The organism is Massilia aquatica, from assembly GCF_011682045.1.
GTDB lineage: Bacteria > Pseudomonadota > Gammaproteobacteria > Burkholderiales > Burkholderiaceae_D > Telluria_A > Telluria_A aquatica.
The window spans coordinates 1-15,500 of record NZ_VVIW01000012.1 but is presented as its reverse complement, the minus strand read 5'-3'; the positions used below and the strand labels follow the sequence as shown (position 1 = coordinate 15,500).

The 15,500-nt window shown below is 63.0% G+C and carries 19 protein-coding genes; 6 read left to right on the top strand and 13 right to left on the bottom strand.

Annotated features, from left to right (window positions below; all coding sequences use genetic code 11):
- Nucleotides 1–6 precede the first annotated feature (6 nt).
- Genes F1609_RS19525 through glcF form a run of 3 tightly spaced genes read left to right on the top strand, consistent with a single transcriptional unit; the run spans nucleotide 7 to nucleotide 3,784 of the window.
- On the top strand, nucleotides 7–1,488 hold the full coding sequence (locus F1609_RS19525) for an FAD-linked oxidase C-terminal domain-containing protein (RefSeq protein WP_167078240.1): 1,482 nt from the start codon (nucleotides 7–9) through the stop codon (nucleotides 1,486–1,488).
- Nucleotides 1,489–1,502: 14 nt separating this feature from the next.
- Nucleotides 1,503–2,558: a glycolate oxidase subunit GlcE gene (gene glcE / locus F1609_RS19520; protein ID WP_370661645.1), complete on the top strand. Its 1,056-nt coding sequence runs from the start codon at nucleotides 1,503–1,505 to the stop codon at nucleotides 2,556–2,558.
- Complete coding sequence (gene glcF / locus F1609_RS19515; RefSeq protein ID WP_167078236.1) at nucleotides 2,558–3,784, top strand: glycolate oxidase subunit GlcF; 1,227 nt, start codon at nucleotides 2,558–2,560, stop codon at nucleotides 3,782–3,784. The genes glcE and glcF overlap by 1 nt, the downstream gene beginning before the upstream one ends.
- Nucleotides 3,785–3,798: 14 nt before the next feature.
- On the opposite strand, the gene F1609_RS19510 is transcribed toward glcF, so the two are convergent.
- From F1609_RS19510 to F1609_RS19495, 4 genes are all read right to left on the bottom strand, one after another.
- Nucleotides 3,799–4,005 carry a hypothetical protein gene (locus F1609_RS19510; RefSeq protein WP_167078234.1) on the bottom strand — a complete coding sequence of 69 codons (207 nt, stop codon included), beginning with the start codon at nucleotides 4,003–4,005 and terminating at the stop codon, nucleotides 3,799–3,801.
- Nucleotides 4,006–4,225: 220 nt separating this feature from the next.
- Nucleotides 4,226–4,711 (bottom strand): glutathione peroxidase, encoded by a 486-nt coding sequence (locus F1609_RS19505; protein ID WP_167078232.1) that lies wholly within the window; start codon nucleotides 4,709–4,711, stop codon nucleotides 4,226–4,228.
- Complete coding sequence (locus tag F1609_RS19500; RefSeq protein ID WP_166870445.1) at nucleotides 4,708–5,844, bottom strand: PilT/PilU family type 4a pilus ATPase; 1,137 nt, start codon at nucleotides 5,842–5,844, stop codon at nucleotides 4,708–4,710. Before F1609_RS19500 ends, F1609_RS19505 begins: the two co-directional genes overlap by 4 nt.
- A 15-nt stretch (nucleotides 5,845–5,859) precedes the next feature.
- Complete coding sequence (locus tag F1609_RS19495; RefSeq protein WP_166870447.1) at nucleotides 5,860–6,903, bottom strand: type IV pilus twitching motility protein PilT; 1,044 nt, start codon at nucleotides 6,901–6,903, stop codon at nucleotides 5,860–5,862.
- Between the two features lie 90 nt (nucleotides 6,904–6,993).
- Between F1609_RS19495 and F1609_RS19490 the strand changes: the two genes are divergently transcribed.
- Together F1609_RS19490 and proC are read left to right on the top strand one after the other, a co-directional pair.
- Nucleotides 6,994–7,695: a YggS family pyridoxal phosphate-dependent enzyme gene (locus F1609_RS19490; protein WP_167078230.1), complete on the top strand. Its 702-nt coding sequence runs from the start codon at nucleotides 6,994–6,996 to the stop codon at nucleotides 7,693–7,695.
- Nucleotides 7,696–7,710: 15 nt separating this feature from the next.
- Nucleotides 7,711–8,526, top strand: coding sequence for a pyrroline-5-carboxylate reductase (gene proC, locus F1609_RS19485; protein ID WP_167078228.1), 816 nt, complete (start codon nucleotides 7,711–7,713; stop codon nucleotides 8,524–8,526).
- A gap of 117 nt (nucleotides 8,527–8,643) precedes the next feature.
- On the opposite strand, the gene F1609_RS19480 is transcribed toward proC, so the two are convergent.
- The 9 genes from F1609_RS19480 to F1609_RS19440 form a co-directional block, all read right to left on the bottom strand.
- Nucleotides 8,644–8,967, bottom strand: a complete 324-nt coding sequence (locus F1609_RS19480; RefSeq protein ID WP_167078226.1) for a hypothetical protein — start codon at nucleotides 8,965–8,967, stop codon at nucleotides 8,644–8,646.
- Nucleotides 8,960–9,337 carry a phage holin family protein gene (locus F1609_RS19475; protein WP_167078225.1) on the bottom strand — a complete coding sequence of 126 codons (378 nt, stop codon included), beginning with the start codon at nucleotides 9,335–9,337 and terminating at the stop codon, nucleotides 8,960–8,962. Before F1609_RS19475 ends, F1609_RS19480 begins: the two co-directional genes overlap by 8 nt.
- Nucleotides 9,338–9,342: 5 nt before the next feature.
- The gene (locus F1609_RS19470) at nucleotides 9,343–9,663 is read right to left on the bottom strand and encodes an ElaB/YgaM/YqjD family protein (protein ID WP_167078223.1); all 321 of its coding nucleotides are present in this window, start codon (nucleotides 9,661–9,663) and stop codon (nucleotides 9,343–9,345) included.
- A 106-nt stretch (nucleotides 9,664–9,769) separates the two neighbouring features.
- On the bottom strand, nucleotides 9,770–10,624 hold the full coding sequence (gene ubiA / locus F1609_RS19465; RefSeq protein ID WP_167078222.1) for a 4-hydroxybenzoate octaprenyltransferase: 855 nt from the start codon (nucleotides 10,622–10,624) through the stop codon (nucleotides 9,770–9,772).
- Nucleotides 10,625–10,857: 233 nt separating this feature from the next.
- The gene (locus F1609_RS19460; protein WP_167078220.1) at nucleotides 10,858–11,217 is read right to left on the bottom strand and encodes a hypothetical protein; all 360 of its coding nucleotides are present in this window, start codon (nucleotides 11,215–11,217) and stop codon (nucleotides 10,858–10,860) included.
- An 84-nt stretch (nucleotides 11,218–11,301) separates the two neighbouring features.
- Nucleotides 11,302–11,694, bottom strand: coding sequence for a roadblock/LC7 domain-containing protein (locus F1609_RS19455; RefSeq protein ID WP_167078218.1), 393 nt, complete (start codon nucleotides 11,692–11,694; stop codon nucleotides 11,302–11,304).
- Nucleotides 11,691–12,233 (bottom strand): GTP-binding protein, encoded by a 543-nt coding sequence (locus F1609_RS19450; protein WP_167078216.1) that lies wholly within the window; start codon nucleotides 12,231–12,233, stop codon nucleotides 11,691–11,693. Before F1609_RS19450 ends, F1609_RS19455 begins: the two co-directional genes overlap by 4 nt.
- A 3-nt stretch (nucleotides 12,234–12,236) precedes the next feature.
- Nucleotides 12,237–12,890 carry a hypothetical protein gene (locus F1609_RS19445; RefSeq protein ID WP_167078214.1) on the bottom strand — a complete coding sequence of 218 codons (654 nt, stop codon included), beginning with the start codon at nucleotides 12,888–12,890 and terminating at the stop codon, nucleotides 12,237–12,239.
- A gap of 261 nt (nucleotides 12,891–13,151) precedes the next feature.
- A complete protein-coding gene (locus tag F1609_RS19440; protein WP_167078213.1) occupies nucleotides 13,152–14,090 on the bottom strand; it encodes a hydrogen peroxide-inducible genes activator in 939 nt (312 codons plus the stop codon).
- Between the two features lie 153 nt (nucleotides 14,091–14,243).
- Between F1609_RS19440 and F1609_RS19435 the strand changes: the two genes are divergently transcribed.
- Nucleotides 14,244–15,416: a PilT/PilU family type 4a pilus ATPase gene (locus F1609_RS19435; protein ID WP_167078211.1), complete on the top strand. Its 1,173-nt coding sequence runs from the start codon at nucleotides 14,244–14,246 to the stop codon at nucleotides 15,414–15,416.
- The last annotated feature ends 84 nt before the right edge of the window (nucleotides 15,417–15,500 follow it).

The following is a 15,500-nucleotide window of genomic DNA, read 5'->3' as shown; positions in this document are numbered from 1 at the left end:
CAAGACATGTCCGCCTCCCTCCCCATCGATCCCCAACGCCGCCGCCAGGTCGCCCAGGCGCTATTGGCGGTGCTGCCGGAACGCTGCGTGCTGTCCGACCCCGAAGATACGCGCCCCTACGAGTGCGATGGCCTGGCCGCCTACCGCCAGTTGCCGATGATCGTCACCCTGCCGGACGACGAGGAACAGGTACTGGCGATCCTGAACGTATGCCGCGAGCTGAATGTGCCGATCGTGCCGCGCGGCGCTGGTACCGGCTTGTCGGGCGGGGCGCTGCCGATCGCCGACGGCGTGGTGCTGTCGACCGCGCGCATGAACCGCATCGTGCGCATGGAACCGTACGCGCGCCTGGCGGTGGTGCAGCCGGGCGTGCGCAACCTGGCCATTTCGGATGCGGCCGCATCGCACGGCTTGTACTACGCGCCCGATCCGTCTTCCCAGATCGCCTGCACCATCGCCGGCAACGTGGCCGAGAATTCCGGCGGCGTGCATTGCCTCAAATACGGACTCACCGTGCATAACGTGCTGCGCGTGCGCGTGGCCACCATCGACGGCGACATCATCGAACTGGGCGGCGAAGCGCTCGACGCCCCCGGCCTCGACCTGCTGGCCGTGTTTATCGGCTCCGAGGGCATGCTGGGCATCGTCACCGAAGTAACGGTGCGGCTGATCCCTAAGCCGGCCACCGCGCGCGTGATCATGGCCTCGTTCGACAATGTGGTCACGGGCGGGAACGCGGTGGCCAGCGTGATCGCCGCCGGCATCATTCCGGCGGGGCTGGAGATGATGGACCAGACCTCGTCGCGCATGGTCGAACCGTTCGTGCGCGCCGGCTACGACACCGACGCCGCCGCCATTCTGCTGTGCGAAGCGGACGGCACCCACCTTGAAGTGGACGAGGAAATCGAACGCATGACGGCGGTGCTGCAAGCGGCGGGCGCCAGCGCCATTGCGGTGTCGCAGAGCGAGGCCGAACGCCTGCGCTTCTGGTCGGGCCGCAAGAACGCTTTTCCGGCGGCGGGCCGCATTTCGCCCGACTACTACTGCATGGACGGCACCATCCCGCGCAAGAACCTGGCGCAGGTGCTCACAGGGATCGCGCAGATGGAGGTCACCCACGGCCTGCGCTGCGCCAACGTGTTCCACGCCGGCGACGGCAACCTGCATCCCCTGATCCTGTTCGACGCCAACCAGCCCGGCGAATTCGACCGCGCCGAAGCCTTTGGCGCCGACATTCTGGCGCTGTGCGTGGAAGTGGGCGGCACCATCACCGGCGAGCATGGCGTGGGCAAGGAAAAGATCAATTCGATGTGCATCCAGTTCACGCGCGCCGAACTCGATGCCTTCTTCGCCGTCAAGCGCGCCTTCGACACCGGGCACCTGCTCAATCCCGACAAGGCCATTCCCACCCTGAACCGCTGCGCCGAATTCGGCAAGATGCGCGTTTCCGGCGGCGTGCTGCCATTCGCCGGCCTGCCGCGTTTTTGACCATGGAAGATAACGTGCAGCAGATCGAACGATTCAGAAGCCAGGTGCTGGCGGCGGCCAGCGATGGTCGCCAGTTGCGCATTCGCGGCGGCGGCAGCAAGGACTGGTACGGCCAGGCGACCGAGGGCGACATCCTCGACACGCGCGCCCACAGCGGCATCGTCGACTACGAGCCGACGGAACTGGTTATCACGGCGCGCTGCGGCACGCCGCTGGCCGAGATCGAGGCGGCGCTGGCCGAACGCAATCAGATGCTGGCCTTCGAGCCGCCGCACTTCGGCGAGGGAGCTACTATCGGCGGCGTGGTGGCCAGCGGCCTGTCCGGCCCGCGCCGCGCCAGCAGCGGCGCCTTGCGCGACTTCGTCTTGGGGGCGGTCCTCATGGACGGCAAGGGCGAGGTGCTCACCTTCGGCGGCCAGGTCATGAAAAACGTGGCCGGCTACGACGTATCGCGCCTGCTGGCCGGTTCCATGGGCACGCTGGGGCTGATGCTGCAGCATTCCATCAAGGTGCTGCCGCGCGCGCTGTGCGACACCACCCTGCGTTTTGCGATGGATGAAATCGACGCGCTCAAACGCCTGAACGAATGGGCCGGCCTGCCGCTGCCCATCTCGGCCAGTTGCTGGCATGCGGGCGTGTTGACGGTGCGCCTGTCGGGCGCGCAGGCGGCGGTGATTGCAGCCGCGCGCACGCTCGGCGGCGAACCGGTGGAAGAGGGCGCGCTCTTCTGGGCCGCTCTGCGCGAACAGCGGCACGCGTACTTCGATGGGGCGGGCAGCTTGTGGCGGTTGTCGGTGCCGTCCACCACCGGCGCCATCATCCTGCGCGGCGCGCAGCTGATCGAGTGGGGCGGCGCGCAGCGCTGGCTCAAGGTCGATGCCGACGCCACCATGGCGCAGAATATCCGGCGCGCCGTCACGGCGGTGGGCGGGCACGCCACCTTGTTCCGTGGCGGCGACAAGAGCGTGGGCGTGTTCCAGCCGCTGGCCCCTGGCGTGGCCAGGATTCATCAACGCCTGAAGGCGGCCTTCGATCCGTCGCAGGTTTTCAATCCCGGACGGATGTACTGATGCAAACCAATCTCGCCGATTTCATCAAGGGCACGCCGGACGGCGATGAAGCCGAAGCCATTTTGCGCGCCTGCGTGCATTGCGGCTTTTGCACCGCCACCTGTCCCACCTACCAGCTGCTGGGCGACGAACTCGATGGCCCGCGCGGACGCATCTACCTGATCAAGCAGGTGCTCGAAGGCGCGCCGGTCACCGCCAAGACCCAGACCCACCTGGACCGCTGCCTGACCTGCCGCAACTGTGAGACGACCTGTCCCTCGGGCGTGCGGTACGGACGGCTGGCCGACATCGGGCGCCGCGTGGTCGAAGAGCGGGTCCGGCGTCCGCTGGCCGAACGCATCAAGCGCGCGGTGCTGAAAGAAGCGCTGCCGCGCACATGGATTTTCAGGCCGGCGTTCAAGGCGGGCCAGTTGTTCCGGCCACTGCTCTCGCCGGCCTTGCAGGACAAGCTGCCCAGTACGCGCAGCGCGGGCCGCTGGCCGACGCGCGAACACACACGCAAGATGCTGGTGCTGCAAGGCTGCGTGCAAAGCACCATGGCGCCCGATATCAACGCGGCCACGGCGCGCGTGCTCGATGCCTTCGGCGTGCAGTTGCTGACCGCCCCCAAGGCCGGCTGCTGCGGCGCGTTGCGCTATCACCTGAACGACCAGGATGGCGGTTTGGACGATATGCGCCGCAATATCGACGCCTGGTGGCCGCTGGTCGAGCGCGGACAGATCGAAGCGATCGTGATGACGGCGTCCGGCTGCGGGGTCACGGTGAAGGAGTACGGGCACCTGCTGGCGCACGACAGCGCCTACGCCGCCAAGGCGGCGCGCATCGCCATGCTCACGCGCGACCTGAGCGAAATCATGCCGCAGTTCGAGGCCGAACTGGGAGCGAAGCTGAAAGGGAAAGTGGCGAAGCGGGTGGCGTTTCATCCGCCTTGCACCCTGCAGCACGGGCAGCAGATACGGGGCAAGGTGGAAGGGGTGCTGCGTGCCGCCGGCGTCGATGTGACCTTGTGCGCGGACAGCCATCTGTGCTGCGGTTCGGCCGGCACTTATTCGGTACTGCAGCCTGCGCTGTCAAAGGAACTACGGGACCGCAAGCTGGCCAGTTTGCTGGCCACCGGTCCGGAGCTCATTGTGTCGGCCAATATCGGCTGCCAGACACATCTCCAGTCGGGTACGGAAACGCCGGTTGCGCACTGGATCGAATTGATCGATCAGGCGCTGGCCTGATGTTGACTTGATTCTTACGCGGCCAGGTTGGCTTTCTGTGCTGCGGTCAGACGCTTGCCGGTGACGACGATGGTGGTCATCTCGCTGTCGGCTTTGACGGCGGCGGCTGGCGCGTTTGAAACTGCGCGGGCGCGCGGCGCTTCGGCCGAGGCCATGGCGGTGACAAAGGTCAGTGCGACTGCGGCGATGACGACGGCTTCCATGTTCTTCACGATGTTCATATCGATCCTTTTTCGTTGTGTTTTGATTTGGTATGCAGGCATTATGTGGCAATGCAACATATAACTCCAATTTCAAATTCGAATGGATGTCATTCACAAAGTAAATTATGTAAGCACATTATTTGATGAAGGATATTTGTTTTCTGAATAAGTCGAATCCTCATCGTACCTGCGCCAAGGCGGCACTCGGCGGGTACGACGGGGTGGCATGACAGCGGGACTATTTCCCCAGCAGCTTTTCGATATCGGCCACCAGTTCTTCCGGCTTGGTCGCCGGCGCGTAGCGCTTGTAGACGCTGCCGTCTTTCCCGATCAGGAACTTGGTGAAGTTCCATTTGATGCGTTCGGTGCCCAGCAAGCCGGGCGCCGCTTTTTTCAGATGCTGGAACAGCGGATGCGCATTCTCGCCATTGACGTCAACCTTGGCAAACAGCGGAAACGTCACGCCAAAGTTCTTTTCGCAGAAGGCGCCGATCTCGCTTTCGCTGCCGGGCTCCTGTCCGCCGAACTGATTGCACGGAAAACCCAGCACCGCCACGCCCTTGTCGCGGAACTGCTGGTACACGACTTCAAGGCCCTTGTACTGCTTGGTGAAGCCGCACTCGCTGGCGGTGTTCACGACCAGCACCACCTGGCCCTTGTACATGGCCAGGTCCACCGGCATGCCCGCAATATCGGCAGCCTTGAAGTCGAGCGCCCCCGTCACACGATGCCCAGGTGCTCGGTACCGGCCGACAGGTCGCGGTTCTTCGCTTCCTTGCCGTTCAACTTGATGTTCAGGCGCAGGTCATTGACCGAGTCGGCGTTGCGCAGCGCGTCTTCGTAGGTGATCTTGTCGGCTTCGTGCAGGTCGAACAGCGCCTGGTCGAAGGTCTGCATGCCCAGCTCGCGCGACTTCTTCATGATCTCCTTGATCTCGTGCACATCGCCCTTGAAAATCAGGTCCGAAATGAGCGGGGAGTTGAGCATGATCTCGATCGCCACGCAGCGGCCCTTGGCTTCCTTCATCGGAATCAGGCGCTGCGATACCATGCCCTTCAAGTTCAGCGACAAGTCCATCAGCAGCTGCTGGCGGCGCTCTTCGGGGAAGAAGTTGATGATGCGGTCGAGCGCCTGGTTGGCGCTGTTGGCGTGCAGGGTGGCCATGCACAGGTGACCGGTTTCGGCGAAGGCGATCGCGTGTTCCATCGTTTCGCGGTCGCGGATCTCGCCGATCTGGATCACGTCCGGCGCCTGGCGCAGCGAGTTTTTCAGCGCGATTTCGAACGAGTCGGTGTCCACGCCCACTTCGCGTTGCGTGATCACGCAGTTCTTGTGCGGGTGGACGTATTCGACCGGGTCTTCAATCGTGATGATATGCCCGTAGCTGTTTTCGTTGCGGTGCCCGACCATCGCGGCCATGGTCGTCGATTTACCCGAACCGGTCGCGCCGACCATGATCACCAGGCCACGCTTGGTCATCACGATGTCTTTCAGGACCTCGGGCAGGCCCAGGTCTTCCAGGCGCGGAATGGCGGTGGTGATGGTCCGCAGGACCATGCCGACGGAACTCATCTGGATGAAGGTGGAGACGCGGAAGCGTCCCAGGTCGCCCGGACTGATCGCGAAGTTCGCTTCCTTGGTCAGTTCGAAGCCGGCGGTCTGCTTGTCACTCATGATCGAGCGCGCCAGGTCGGCGGTGTGGGCCGGCGTGAGCGGCTGCGACGACACCGGCGTGATCTTGCCGTCGATCTTGATCGCCGGCGGGAAGCCGGCGGTGATGAACAAGTCCGAGCCGTTCTTGCTGGTCATCAGACGCAGCAGATCGAACATGAATTTTGAGGCCTGGTCGCGTTCCATTAAATATCCTAAAAATTAGCCGGGGAAGTTTTCCGGCGTTTTGGCGGCCGAACGCGCAGCAGCGCCGGAAATGACGTTGCGGCGAACCAGATCGGTCAGGTTCTGGTCCAGCGTTTGCATGCCGACCGAGCTGCCGGTCTGGATCGCGGAGTACATCTGCGCGATCTTCGCTTCGCGAATCAGGTTGCGGATCGCCGGCGTGCCGATCATGATTTCGTGCGCGGCCACGCGGCCCGAGCCATCCTTGGTCTTGAGCAGCGTCTGCGAGACCACCGCCTGCAGCGATTCGGACAGCATCGCGCGCACCATCTCCTTTTCTTCGGACGGGAACACGTCGACGATACGGTCGATGGTCTTGGCGGCCGAGGAGGTGTGCAAGGTGCCGAACACAAGGTGGCCCGTTTCCGCGGCCGACAGGGCCAGGCGGATGGTTTCCAGGTCGCGCAGCTCGCCCACCAGGATGCAGTCCGGATCTTCGCGCAGCGCCGAGCGCAGTGCGTTGTTGAACGAGAGCGTGTGCGGGCCGACTTCGCGCTGGTTGATCAGGCACTTCTTCGAGTCGTGCACGAATTCGATCGGGTCTTCAATGGTCAGGATGTGGCCATACTCGTTTTCGTTGAGATGGTTGACCATCGCCGCCAGGGTGGTCGACTTGCCCGAACCGGTCGGGCCGGTGACCAGCACCAGGCCGCGCGGACGCATCGCCAGGTCGGCGAAAATGCGCGGCGCGTTCAGGTCTTCCAGGCTCAGGATTTTCGATGGAATGGTCCGCAGTACCGCCGACGCGCCGCGCTCCTGATTGAAGGCGTTGACGCGAAAGCGCGCCAGGCCCGGAATCGCAAACGAGAAATCGCACTCGAGCATTTCTTCGTACTGCTTGCGCTGGCCGTCATTCATGATGTCATAGATCATGCCGTGCACATCCTTGTGCTCCAGCGGCGGCAAGTTGATGCGGCGAACGTCGCCGTGCACGCGGATCATCGGCGGCAGGCCGGATGAGAGGTGCAAGTCGGATGCCTTGTTCTTGACGGAGAAAGCGAGTAATTCGGAGATGTCCATTTATAATCCCTGTGCCGTGAATGGGCGCATGCCGATAATGTGTGCGTTTCGCAACTACCGACTGCATTGAATTGCCCGCCGAAAATGATTATGTCCACAATCGTCCAGAACTTGCAAGCTGTCGATGCGAGTATTGTTGCTGCGGCCGACGCCGCAGGCCGCCCCCGGAACGCCGTGCAATTGCTCGCCGTTTCCAAGACTTTTCCTGCCGAGGCCATACTTGAAGCCGCTGCCGCCGGGCAGTATGCGTTCGGAGAGAATTACTTGCAAGAAGCATTAGATAAAATTGCCGCCGTTTCGCACGCCTTGCCGGCCGCGCCGATGGAGTGGCACTTCATCGGCCCCATACAGAGCAACAAGACGCGCCCGATCGCATCGTCCTTCGCGTGGGTGCATACCGTCGAACGGCTCAAGATAGCGCAGCGTTTATCGGAACAACGCCCGCCGCAACTGGCGCCCTTGAATATTTGTCTGCAAGTTAACATCAGTGGTGAGGCTAGCAAGAGTGGTGTCACGCCGGAAGCATTGCCTGAATTGGCGCGCGCAGTGGCGCAACTGCCACACTTGCGCCTGCGCGGGCTGATGGCGATCCCGGAAGCCGAAGCCCAGGTCGACAGGCAGCGCGCCGCGTTTCGCAAGTTGCGCGTGCTGTACGACCGGCTGCGCGCGGACGGCATGGCGCTCGATACCCTGTCGATGGGCATGTCGGCCGACCTTGGCGCGGCGGTGGCGGAAGGCGCGACCATCGTGCGCGTGGGCAGTGCGATTTTCGGCTCGCGCAAATACGAATAACTAAACAGGGTGACTATGAAGATTGCGTTTATCGGTGGTGGAAACATGGCGTCGGCGCTGATCGCCGGCCTGGCGGGCAAGCTGGCTGCGGGGGCGGATATTCACGTGGTCGATCCGAATGCCGACGCGCTGGCGCGCCTGAACGCGCAGCACGGCGTGAGCACCAGCGGCGCGATCGACGGCGCGCTGGCAGCGTGCGATGCGATCGTGCTGGCGGTCAAACCGCAGCAGATGCGCGAGGTGGCGGCGGCGCTGCTGCCGCAGTTGACTGGCGCGCCCCTGATCCTGTCGATCGCGGCCGGGATTCGCGCGGCCGATCTGTCGCGCTGGCTCGGCGGCTACGGCGCGATTGTGCGGACCATGCCGAATACCCCGGCCCTGATCGGCATGGGCATCACCGGCATGGTGGCCATGGCTGGCGTGAACGCGGCGCAGAAGTCGGCGGCGGACGCCATCATGCGTGCCGTGGGGCAGACCGTGTGGCTCGAAGGCGAAGACATGATCGATCCGGTGACGGCGGTGTCGGGCAGCGGACCGGCGTATGTGTTTTACTTTATCGAGGCGATGCAGCAGGCGGCCGAGGAGATGGGGCTGTCGGCCGAGCAGGGCAAACAGCTGGCGCTGGCCACGTTCACCGGCGCGGCGCAGCTGGCGGCGCAGTCGGATGAAGCGGTGTCGGTGCTGCGCGAGCGCGTCACGTCGAAGGGCGGCACGACCCATGCGGCGCTGAGCAGCATGGAAGGCAGCGGCGTGAAAGAGAAGGTGGTTGCCGCGATCAAGGCGGCTGCGGCGCGGGGCAGGGAGTTGGGGGATGAGTTGGGTGCGGACTAACTGCCGCCCTCAAAACCGCTACATTCAAAACCGTCGTTCCCGGCAAGGGGGCCGCCGAGGCCGGGAACAACGGGGATAGGGCGGAACGACGGTTTGGGCATAGCGGAATGACTGAGGTTAGCCGTGCTTCTTGCGCACCAGCCCCATCACACTGCGCGCCGCCTTGACCAGCGACAGGCCCACGGTCAGCATCGGCAGTATCTTGCCGGACTTGGCCATCACCAGCCCCGCCACCGTGCCGACAATTCCGAGCGGCAGCTTCATCCCGCCGCCGCCACCACCGAGCAGTTTGCCGATCGCGCCGGTTGGATGCGTCAACGGCGTGATCAGCGCGCCGATCTCGCGCGCGGCATCGCGACGCTGCATCGAACACTGCACGATCAGCGCCTCGCGCCGTTCGGCCAGCGACAGCTTGTCATTACCCATCTGCGCGTTACTCATCGCCGTGCCCCGCATTCCTGACGAAATTGACGTCCTTGTTCAGTTCAGCCACGGTCGCTCCCAGCAGGCGCGGACGCGTGTCGAAACTGCGCTTGACCTGCAGCGCAACAACAGCACCCGCAACGCCGAACAGCGCTGCCAGGGCGCCGATGGCTTCGAGCCGGTAGCTGTCCCAGAAGATCACTACGACCAGCAGCACAACCAGCAACAAGGCGACGCCGAACAGGATCAGCGACACCAGCGCAAGCACGAAATACCCAAGGAAGCGCTGTAGCTCCTCCTGCACCTCGACCGCGGCCAGTTCCAGCCGCGTTTGCACCATGGCGATCAGGGTAGCCCCGATCCGCCCCACCGATTCGACGATCGCCATGCCGCTTACCTGCGCGAAATCAGCATGCCGATGATGACGCCAGCCGCAGCCCCGATCCCCACTGCTTTCCATGGGTTTTCCTGCACGTAGTCGTCGGTCGCCTTGGCGGCGATCTTGGTTTTTTCGACCACCGCTTCTTCCAGGCGGATCAGGTCGGCCTTGGCGGTCGTGATGGTGCGCTCGAACTTGGCCTTGGCCGCTTGCAGCTCTTCGCCGGTCAGCTGGCTGCCGTGGCGCAGCCACTGTTCGGCATCCTGGATCACCGATTTCAGGTCGTTCATCAACTGGTCGCGTGCGCCTGGCTTGGTTGGGATGGATTCGATCATTTTTGTTACCTCGTAAGTGAATTTATAAGAAAGCCCAGTCTGCCTGGCGCGTCGGACTCTATCTTACACGCCAGCAACGTTGACTTTCCGTGTTATCGGAACAACATCAGCTGAACGCGTAGTCTAACGCCACACCGGCAAAAAGGGCCGCACCCAACCAATTGTTGTGGCGAAAAGCGGCAAAACAAGCCATCCGCTCGCGGCCACGGATCAAAGTGTAGTGATAAAGCGCCATAGCGGCGGCCACGGCAATGCCGCCGACGAACCAGGCGCGCAAGCCTTCGAGCCAGCCGCACACGAGAATGATGGCGAGCGCGGCGCCGTAGCACAGCATGACGGCGGCCACGTCGAAGCGGCCGAAGGTGATCGCCGAGGTGCGGATGCCGATCTTGAGGTCGTCGTCGCGGTCGACCATGGCGTATTCGGTGTCGTAGGCCACGGCCCAGAACACGTTCGCCAGCAGCAGCCACCAGGCCACGGCAGGGACCTGGCCCAGCACGGCGGCAAAGCCCATCGGGATGCCGAAGCCGAAGGCGATGCCCAGATACGCCTGGGGAATGGCGAAGAAGCGCTTGAAGTAGGGGTAGCTGCCGGCGATGAGAACGGCTGCCACCGAGAGCTGCTTGGTGAGCGTGTTGAGCGGCAGGATCAGCAGGAAGGAGACGATCGCCAGCACGGCGGCCACGGCCAGCGCTTCCCAGCTCTTGATGCGTCCGCTGGTGAGGGGACGTTCGGCGGTGCGCTTGACGTGCTTGTCGATATCGCGGTCGGCGTAGTCGTTGATGGCGCAGCCGGCCGAGCGCATCAAGATGGTGCCGAGGGTGAAGATCAGCAGGATGGTCAGGTCGGGGGTGCCGCGCGCCGCGATCCAGAGGGCGATCAAGGTGGGCCAGAGCAGCAGCACGATGCCGATTGGCTTGTCCAGGCGGACCAGGCGGAAGTACAGCGACAGCTTGTTCATGATCGGGTCGCGGGCGCGACTGTCGTGGGCGAGGCTGGGATTTTACTGTGTTTGGGGCGGGGTGGGGCGGGGAGCGTTTTCCGACCGCTAACCCTACCCGTCGTCCCCGCGCCAAGGCGGACCTCGGCGGGGATCCATAGCACCGTTGATCACAGGTGCTATGGGTCCCCGCCTTCGCGGGGACGACGATGTGAGGGCAGCGGTTACTTAAAATGTCAGTGCTGTTGATGCACTTAAAACGTCAGTTCTTTCTCGACTTCCGCAATCTTGCGGCGCGCCATGGCCAAATTCGATTTTGCCTTGTCCAGCACGGCATACACGAACACGCCTTCCTGTTTGGCCATCGGGCGCAGGATGTGATACGCGTGGCCCAAGGTGATCAGCATGTCTTCGATGCTGTCGTTCAAACCCAGCGCCTTCATGGTCTTGAGCTTGGCGCGCATCACTTCGGTGTTGCCCGCCGCCGCGATTTCAATATCCATGCCGCCGCCGGCGTTACCGAGCATCATGCCGCTGGACGAGTCCACCACTGCGCAGCACTGGGCGCCGTCGATGCTCATGATGCTGTCGAGTGCTTCTTTAATCGTTGCCATATCAAACGTTCCTTCATGCGCAGGAGAACGAAGATCAAGGCTGCGCAAAGATTCCTTGATTTCGAAAAACAGGAGTGTGGCGCGCTAGATAGCCAGCTGGCGCGCCACGGTGCCGACCCGGTGCACCACCTGGGCCAGGATGGCATTGCCGTCGGCGATCACGTTGATGACCAGCTCGACGTCGCGGCGCGGCACCGCGTGCACCACCACGAATCCCGATTCGGTATTGATGGTCACGCTGCGGTAGGTGCCCAGGCCCGCTTCCATCGCCACCACCGAACCGATGGCGGAAATCGAACTGGCCATGGCGGCAATCCGCCCGGCATCGTTGTCGCCGTTAAACGCGCTGGCCAGCGCGAAGCCGTCCACCGTGGCCACCACCACGGCAGTGACGCCGTTGATGTCGCGCAGGAATTGCGTGGCCAGGTCGTTGGCGGATTGCAGCAGGCCGGGCGGCAGCATGTCGTTGGCGTTCATTGGGGTTCTTCCAGTAAGCCGGCTTCCAGTTGCGCCAGCAGGGTATCGATCAACAGGGTCACATCGTCGCGCCGGCGGACATCGACCGCGATGATCGGCAGCACCAGGCCGCGCGCTTCAAGCAGGTCGGCGTAGCGCTCGAGGCTCGGCTCGGGATGGCTGTCCAGGCGTCCGACGCCGATTGCGCACGGCATCGTTGCCAGGGCATCGGCAAAGCCGTCGAGGAACATGCCCAGGTCGGCCAGCGGATCGGGACGCGAGTTGTCGGTCAGGATGATCAGGCCGAGCGCCTTGTTGGCCAGGATCTTCCACAAAAAGTCGAAGCGCTGCTGGCCCGGCGTGCCGAACAGGCGGATGCGGTCGCCGTTCTCCAGCGTCAGCAGGCCGTAGTCGAGGCCGACCGTGGTGCGTTCCTTGGCCACCGAGGAATCGGTATTGCGCACGTCGGTGACGATCGGCGCGACTTCGCTGATGGCGGCGATGGCCGTGGTTTTACCGGCGCCCATGGTGCCGGTAAACAGTATTTTGTATTCTTTCATCGCCTATTTTCCTGACAAGCCAATGCGGCGGCGTATGTTGTTAAGCAGGCTGGAGGTAAATCCAGCGGGACTGGCGGGCGCCGGGGCAGTGCTGGCCGGCGCCGGCGCCGGCGTTTGCGGCGCCGCCACCTCGGCCAGCAGGCCGGCCGTGTGCAGCACGCCGATGAAGCCGGCGCACACGCTGATGTCGGCCCCGGTCAGGCCGGCCAGGTCGGCCGCGCTGAGCGCCTTGCGCGACATCTGGGTCGCCATGCGGATGCGCAGCGGATCGCCATCGAGCTGCAGCACCGACGGCCAGCGGCGCAGCTTGTAGCGCACTGCGTACCCCGCGCTTGCGCTGGCCGCATTCGCTGGCGCGCCGGCCGGCAGCAGGGCGTCGCCCACGCGCTTGAGCCAGTCGCGTAGCTGGTCGGCGCGGATCGGGTAGGCAATCTTTTGGGTGAGCTGGGCGTGGCCGGGCATGGTCAGCAGCAGCGCGTCGATGGCGCCGGACCGATTGGCTGCGGGCGGCGCTTCGGCCACCACGGCCGTGTAGGGCGCGGCGTCGACAAACGACCAGTCCAGTTTGTCCGAATATGAAAACAGGCGCACCAGCGCGCGGATATAGGCAATGTCCTTCGCGGGCAGCGCAGGCGCACCAATTCTGAAGCCAGGCACAGCAACTCCTTAGGGAGGGCAAGATGAGGGGGAGGGGAAACCCGGGGCCGACGGCAGGCTCTGGCGCGTCAGGCGGCGCTAGCATGCGCATCGCATAACGATCAGGTCTGGTAAGCTTTCCAGCGCATAAGGCGAATTATAGCAAGATTTCGGAATAAGTTCTTTTGAGCATCAGAAGTATTTTAAATGCATTGCATAAAATGCAATATTAAATGTTTGTCTTCCGGTGCTTTTTTTGTCCAGCCGGGTAAGGATGGCGTTTCAGGCTGCCTCTTGCGTGAACATCTCCACGCCCGGCAAGTCGCAGGCGGCGACGGCTTCGCACACCGCCTCGATGGCGGCGCGGCGGGTAAAACTCTTGCGCCACACGATCACCACACGGCGCGACGGCACCGGTTCCTCGAAGGGCACGAAGGCCAGCATGTTGCTGCGCGATTGCATGTCGGGCACCGAGGCGCGCGGCAGAACGGTCAGGCCGATGCCGCTGGCCACCATATGACGGATCGTTTCCAGCGACGAGCCTTCAAAGGTGCGCTGCATGCCGTTGCCCGGCGACGAGAACCGCGCCATTTCCGGACACACTTCCAGCACCTGGTCGCGGAAACAGTGACCGTTGCCTAATAACAACATCGTTTCGGATTTCAGATCCTGGGCCGACACAAATTTTCGCTTGGCCCAAGGATGGTTTTGCGGCACGGCCACCACGAACGGTTCGTCGTACAGGGTTTGCATCGACATGCCGTGTTCCGGCAGCGGCAGCGCCATGATGGCCGCGTCCAGTTCGCCCTGGCGCAGCAGTTCCAGCAGGCGCACGGTAAAGTTTTCCTGCAAGATCAAGGGCATCTGCGGCACCCGCTCAATGATGTTCTTCACCAGCGGCGGCAGCAGGTAGGGGCCGATGGTGTAGATCACGCCCAGGCGCAGGGGCCCGGCCATCGGGTCCTTGTTCTGCTTGGCCAGCTCCTTGATGGCGGCGGTCTGTTCCAGCACCCGTTCGGCCTGGGCGATGATCTGCGCCCCCAGCGGCGTGACCGAAATTTCGGCGCCGCCGCGTTCGAACAGCACCACGCCCAGCTCGTCTTCGAGCTTCTTGATGGCGACCGACAAGGTGGGTTGGGCGACGTGACACGCTTCGGCGGCGTGTCCGAAATGTCTCGCACGCGCGACGGCAACGATATATTTCAGTTCAGTCAGGGTCATAAAGGTGAGGGCTGGAAGAGGACAGGCGCGGCGCGACTGTCATGACACGGTGTTGCATATGGCTCAGCAAAGAAATTATATTCTACCGGAATGCAGTCGATATAATTGGCCCGCAGGCGGATTTTCAACCCGCCGACCACTTGAAAGGCGAGCATGTCCACCACTTTTGGCCCGATTGAAGCGCAGGCCTACATCCATAAATTGCTGACCGTAATGCATCATCAGGGCGGCTCCGACTTGTTCATCTCGGCCGATTTTCCTCCGAGTATGAAGTTCCAGGGCGCGATGAAGCCGATGAGCCAGCAAAAGCTGACCGGCGAAGTGACCCGCGCGCTGGCGCTGTCGTTAATGAACGACAAGCAGCGCAATGAGTTCGAGAAGGAAATGGAATGTAATTTCGCAATTTCGTTGCCGAATGTGTGTCGTTTTCGCGTGAATGTGTACGTACAACAGCAATGCGTGGCGATGGTGATCCGGACGATCGCGTCCGAAATTCCGAATTTCGAAAAACTCGACCTGCCGGAAGTGCTGAAAGAGGTCGTGATGACCAAGCGCGGGCTGGTGCTGGTGGTAGGCGGCACCGGTTCGGGCAAGTCGACCACGCTGGCGGCGATGATCGATTACCGCAACGCCAATTCGGCGGGGCACATTATCACGGTGGAAGACCCGGTCGAATACGTCCACAAGAACAAGAACTGCCTGATCACCCACCGCGAAGTGGGGGTGGATACGCACTCGTGGCACGCGGCGCTGAAAAACACGCTGCGCCAGGCGCCGGACGTGATCCTGATCGGCGAGATCCGCGATACCGAGACCATGGAACACGCGATCGCGTTCGCCGAAACGGGCCACCTGTGCCTGGGCACCCTGCACGCGAACAATTCGAACCAGACCATGGACCGGATCATCAACTTCTTCCCGGAAGAGCGGCGCAACCAGCTGCTGATGGACCTGTCGTCGAACCTGCGCGCGATTGTCTCGCAGCGGCTGGTGCGCACCGAGGATGGCAAGGGGCGCAAGGCCGCGATCGAGATTTTGCTCAATACGGCGACCATCAGCGAGATGATCCTGAAGGGGAATTTCCAGTCGATCAAGGAGATCATGCACAAGTCGCGCGAGCTGGGCATGTGCACCTTCGACCAGGCGCTGTACGAGTTGTATAACCGCGGGCAGATCGGCTACGATGAAGCGATCCGCAACGCCGACTCGGCCAACGGCCTGCGCTTGCAGATCAAGCTGCGCGGCGACCGCAAGGAGCCGGGTGGCGCCGTGGGATCGAAGTCGAATGATTTGTCGATGGCGATGGATGAGGAAGAGGAAGAGTAAGCAAAACCCCCGTCGTTCCCGCGCCAAGGCGGCCCTCGGCGGGAATCCATAGCACATCTGCTTAGCGAAGGTGCTATGGATTCC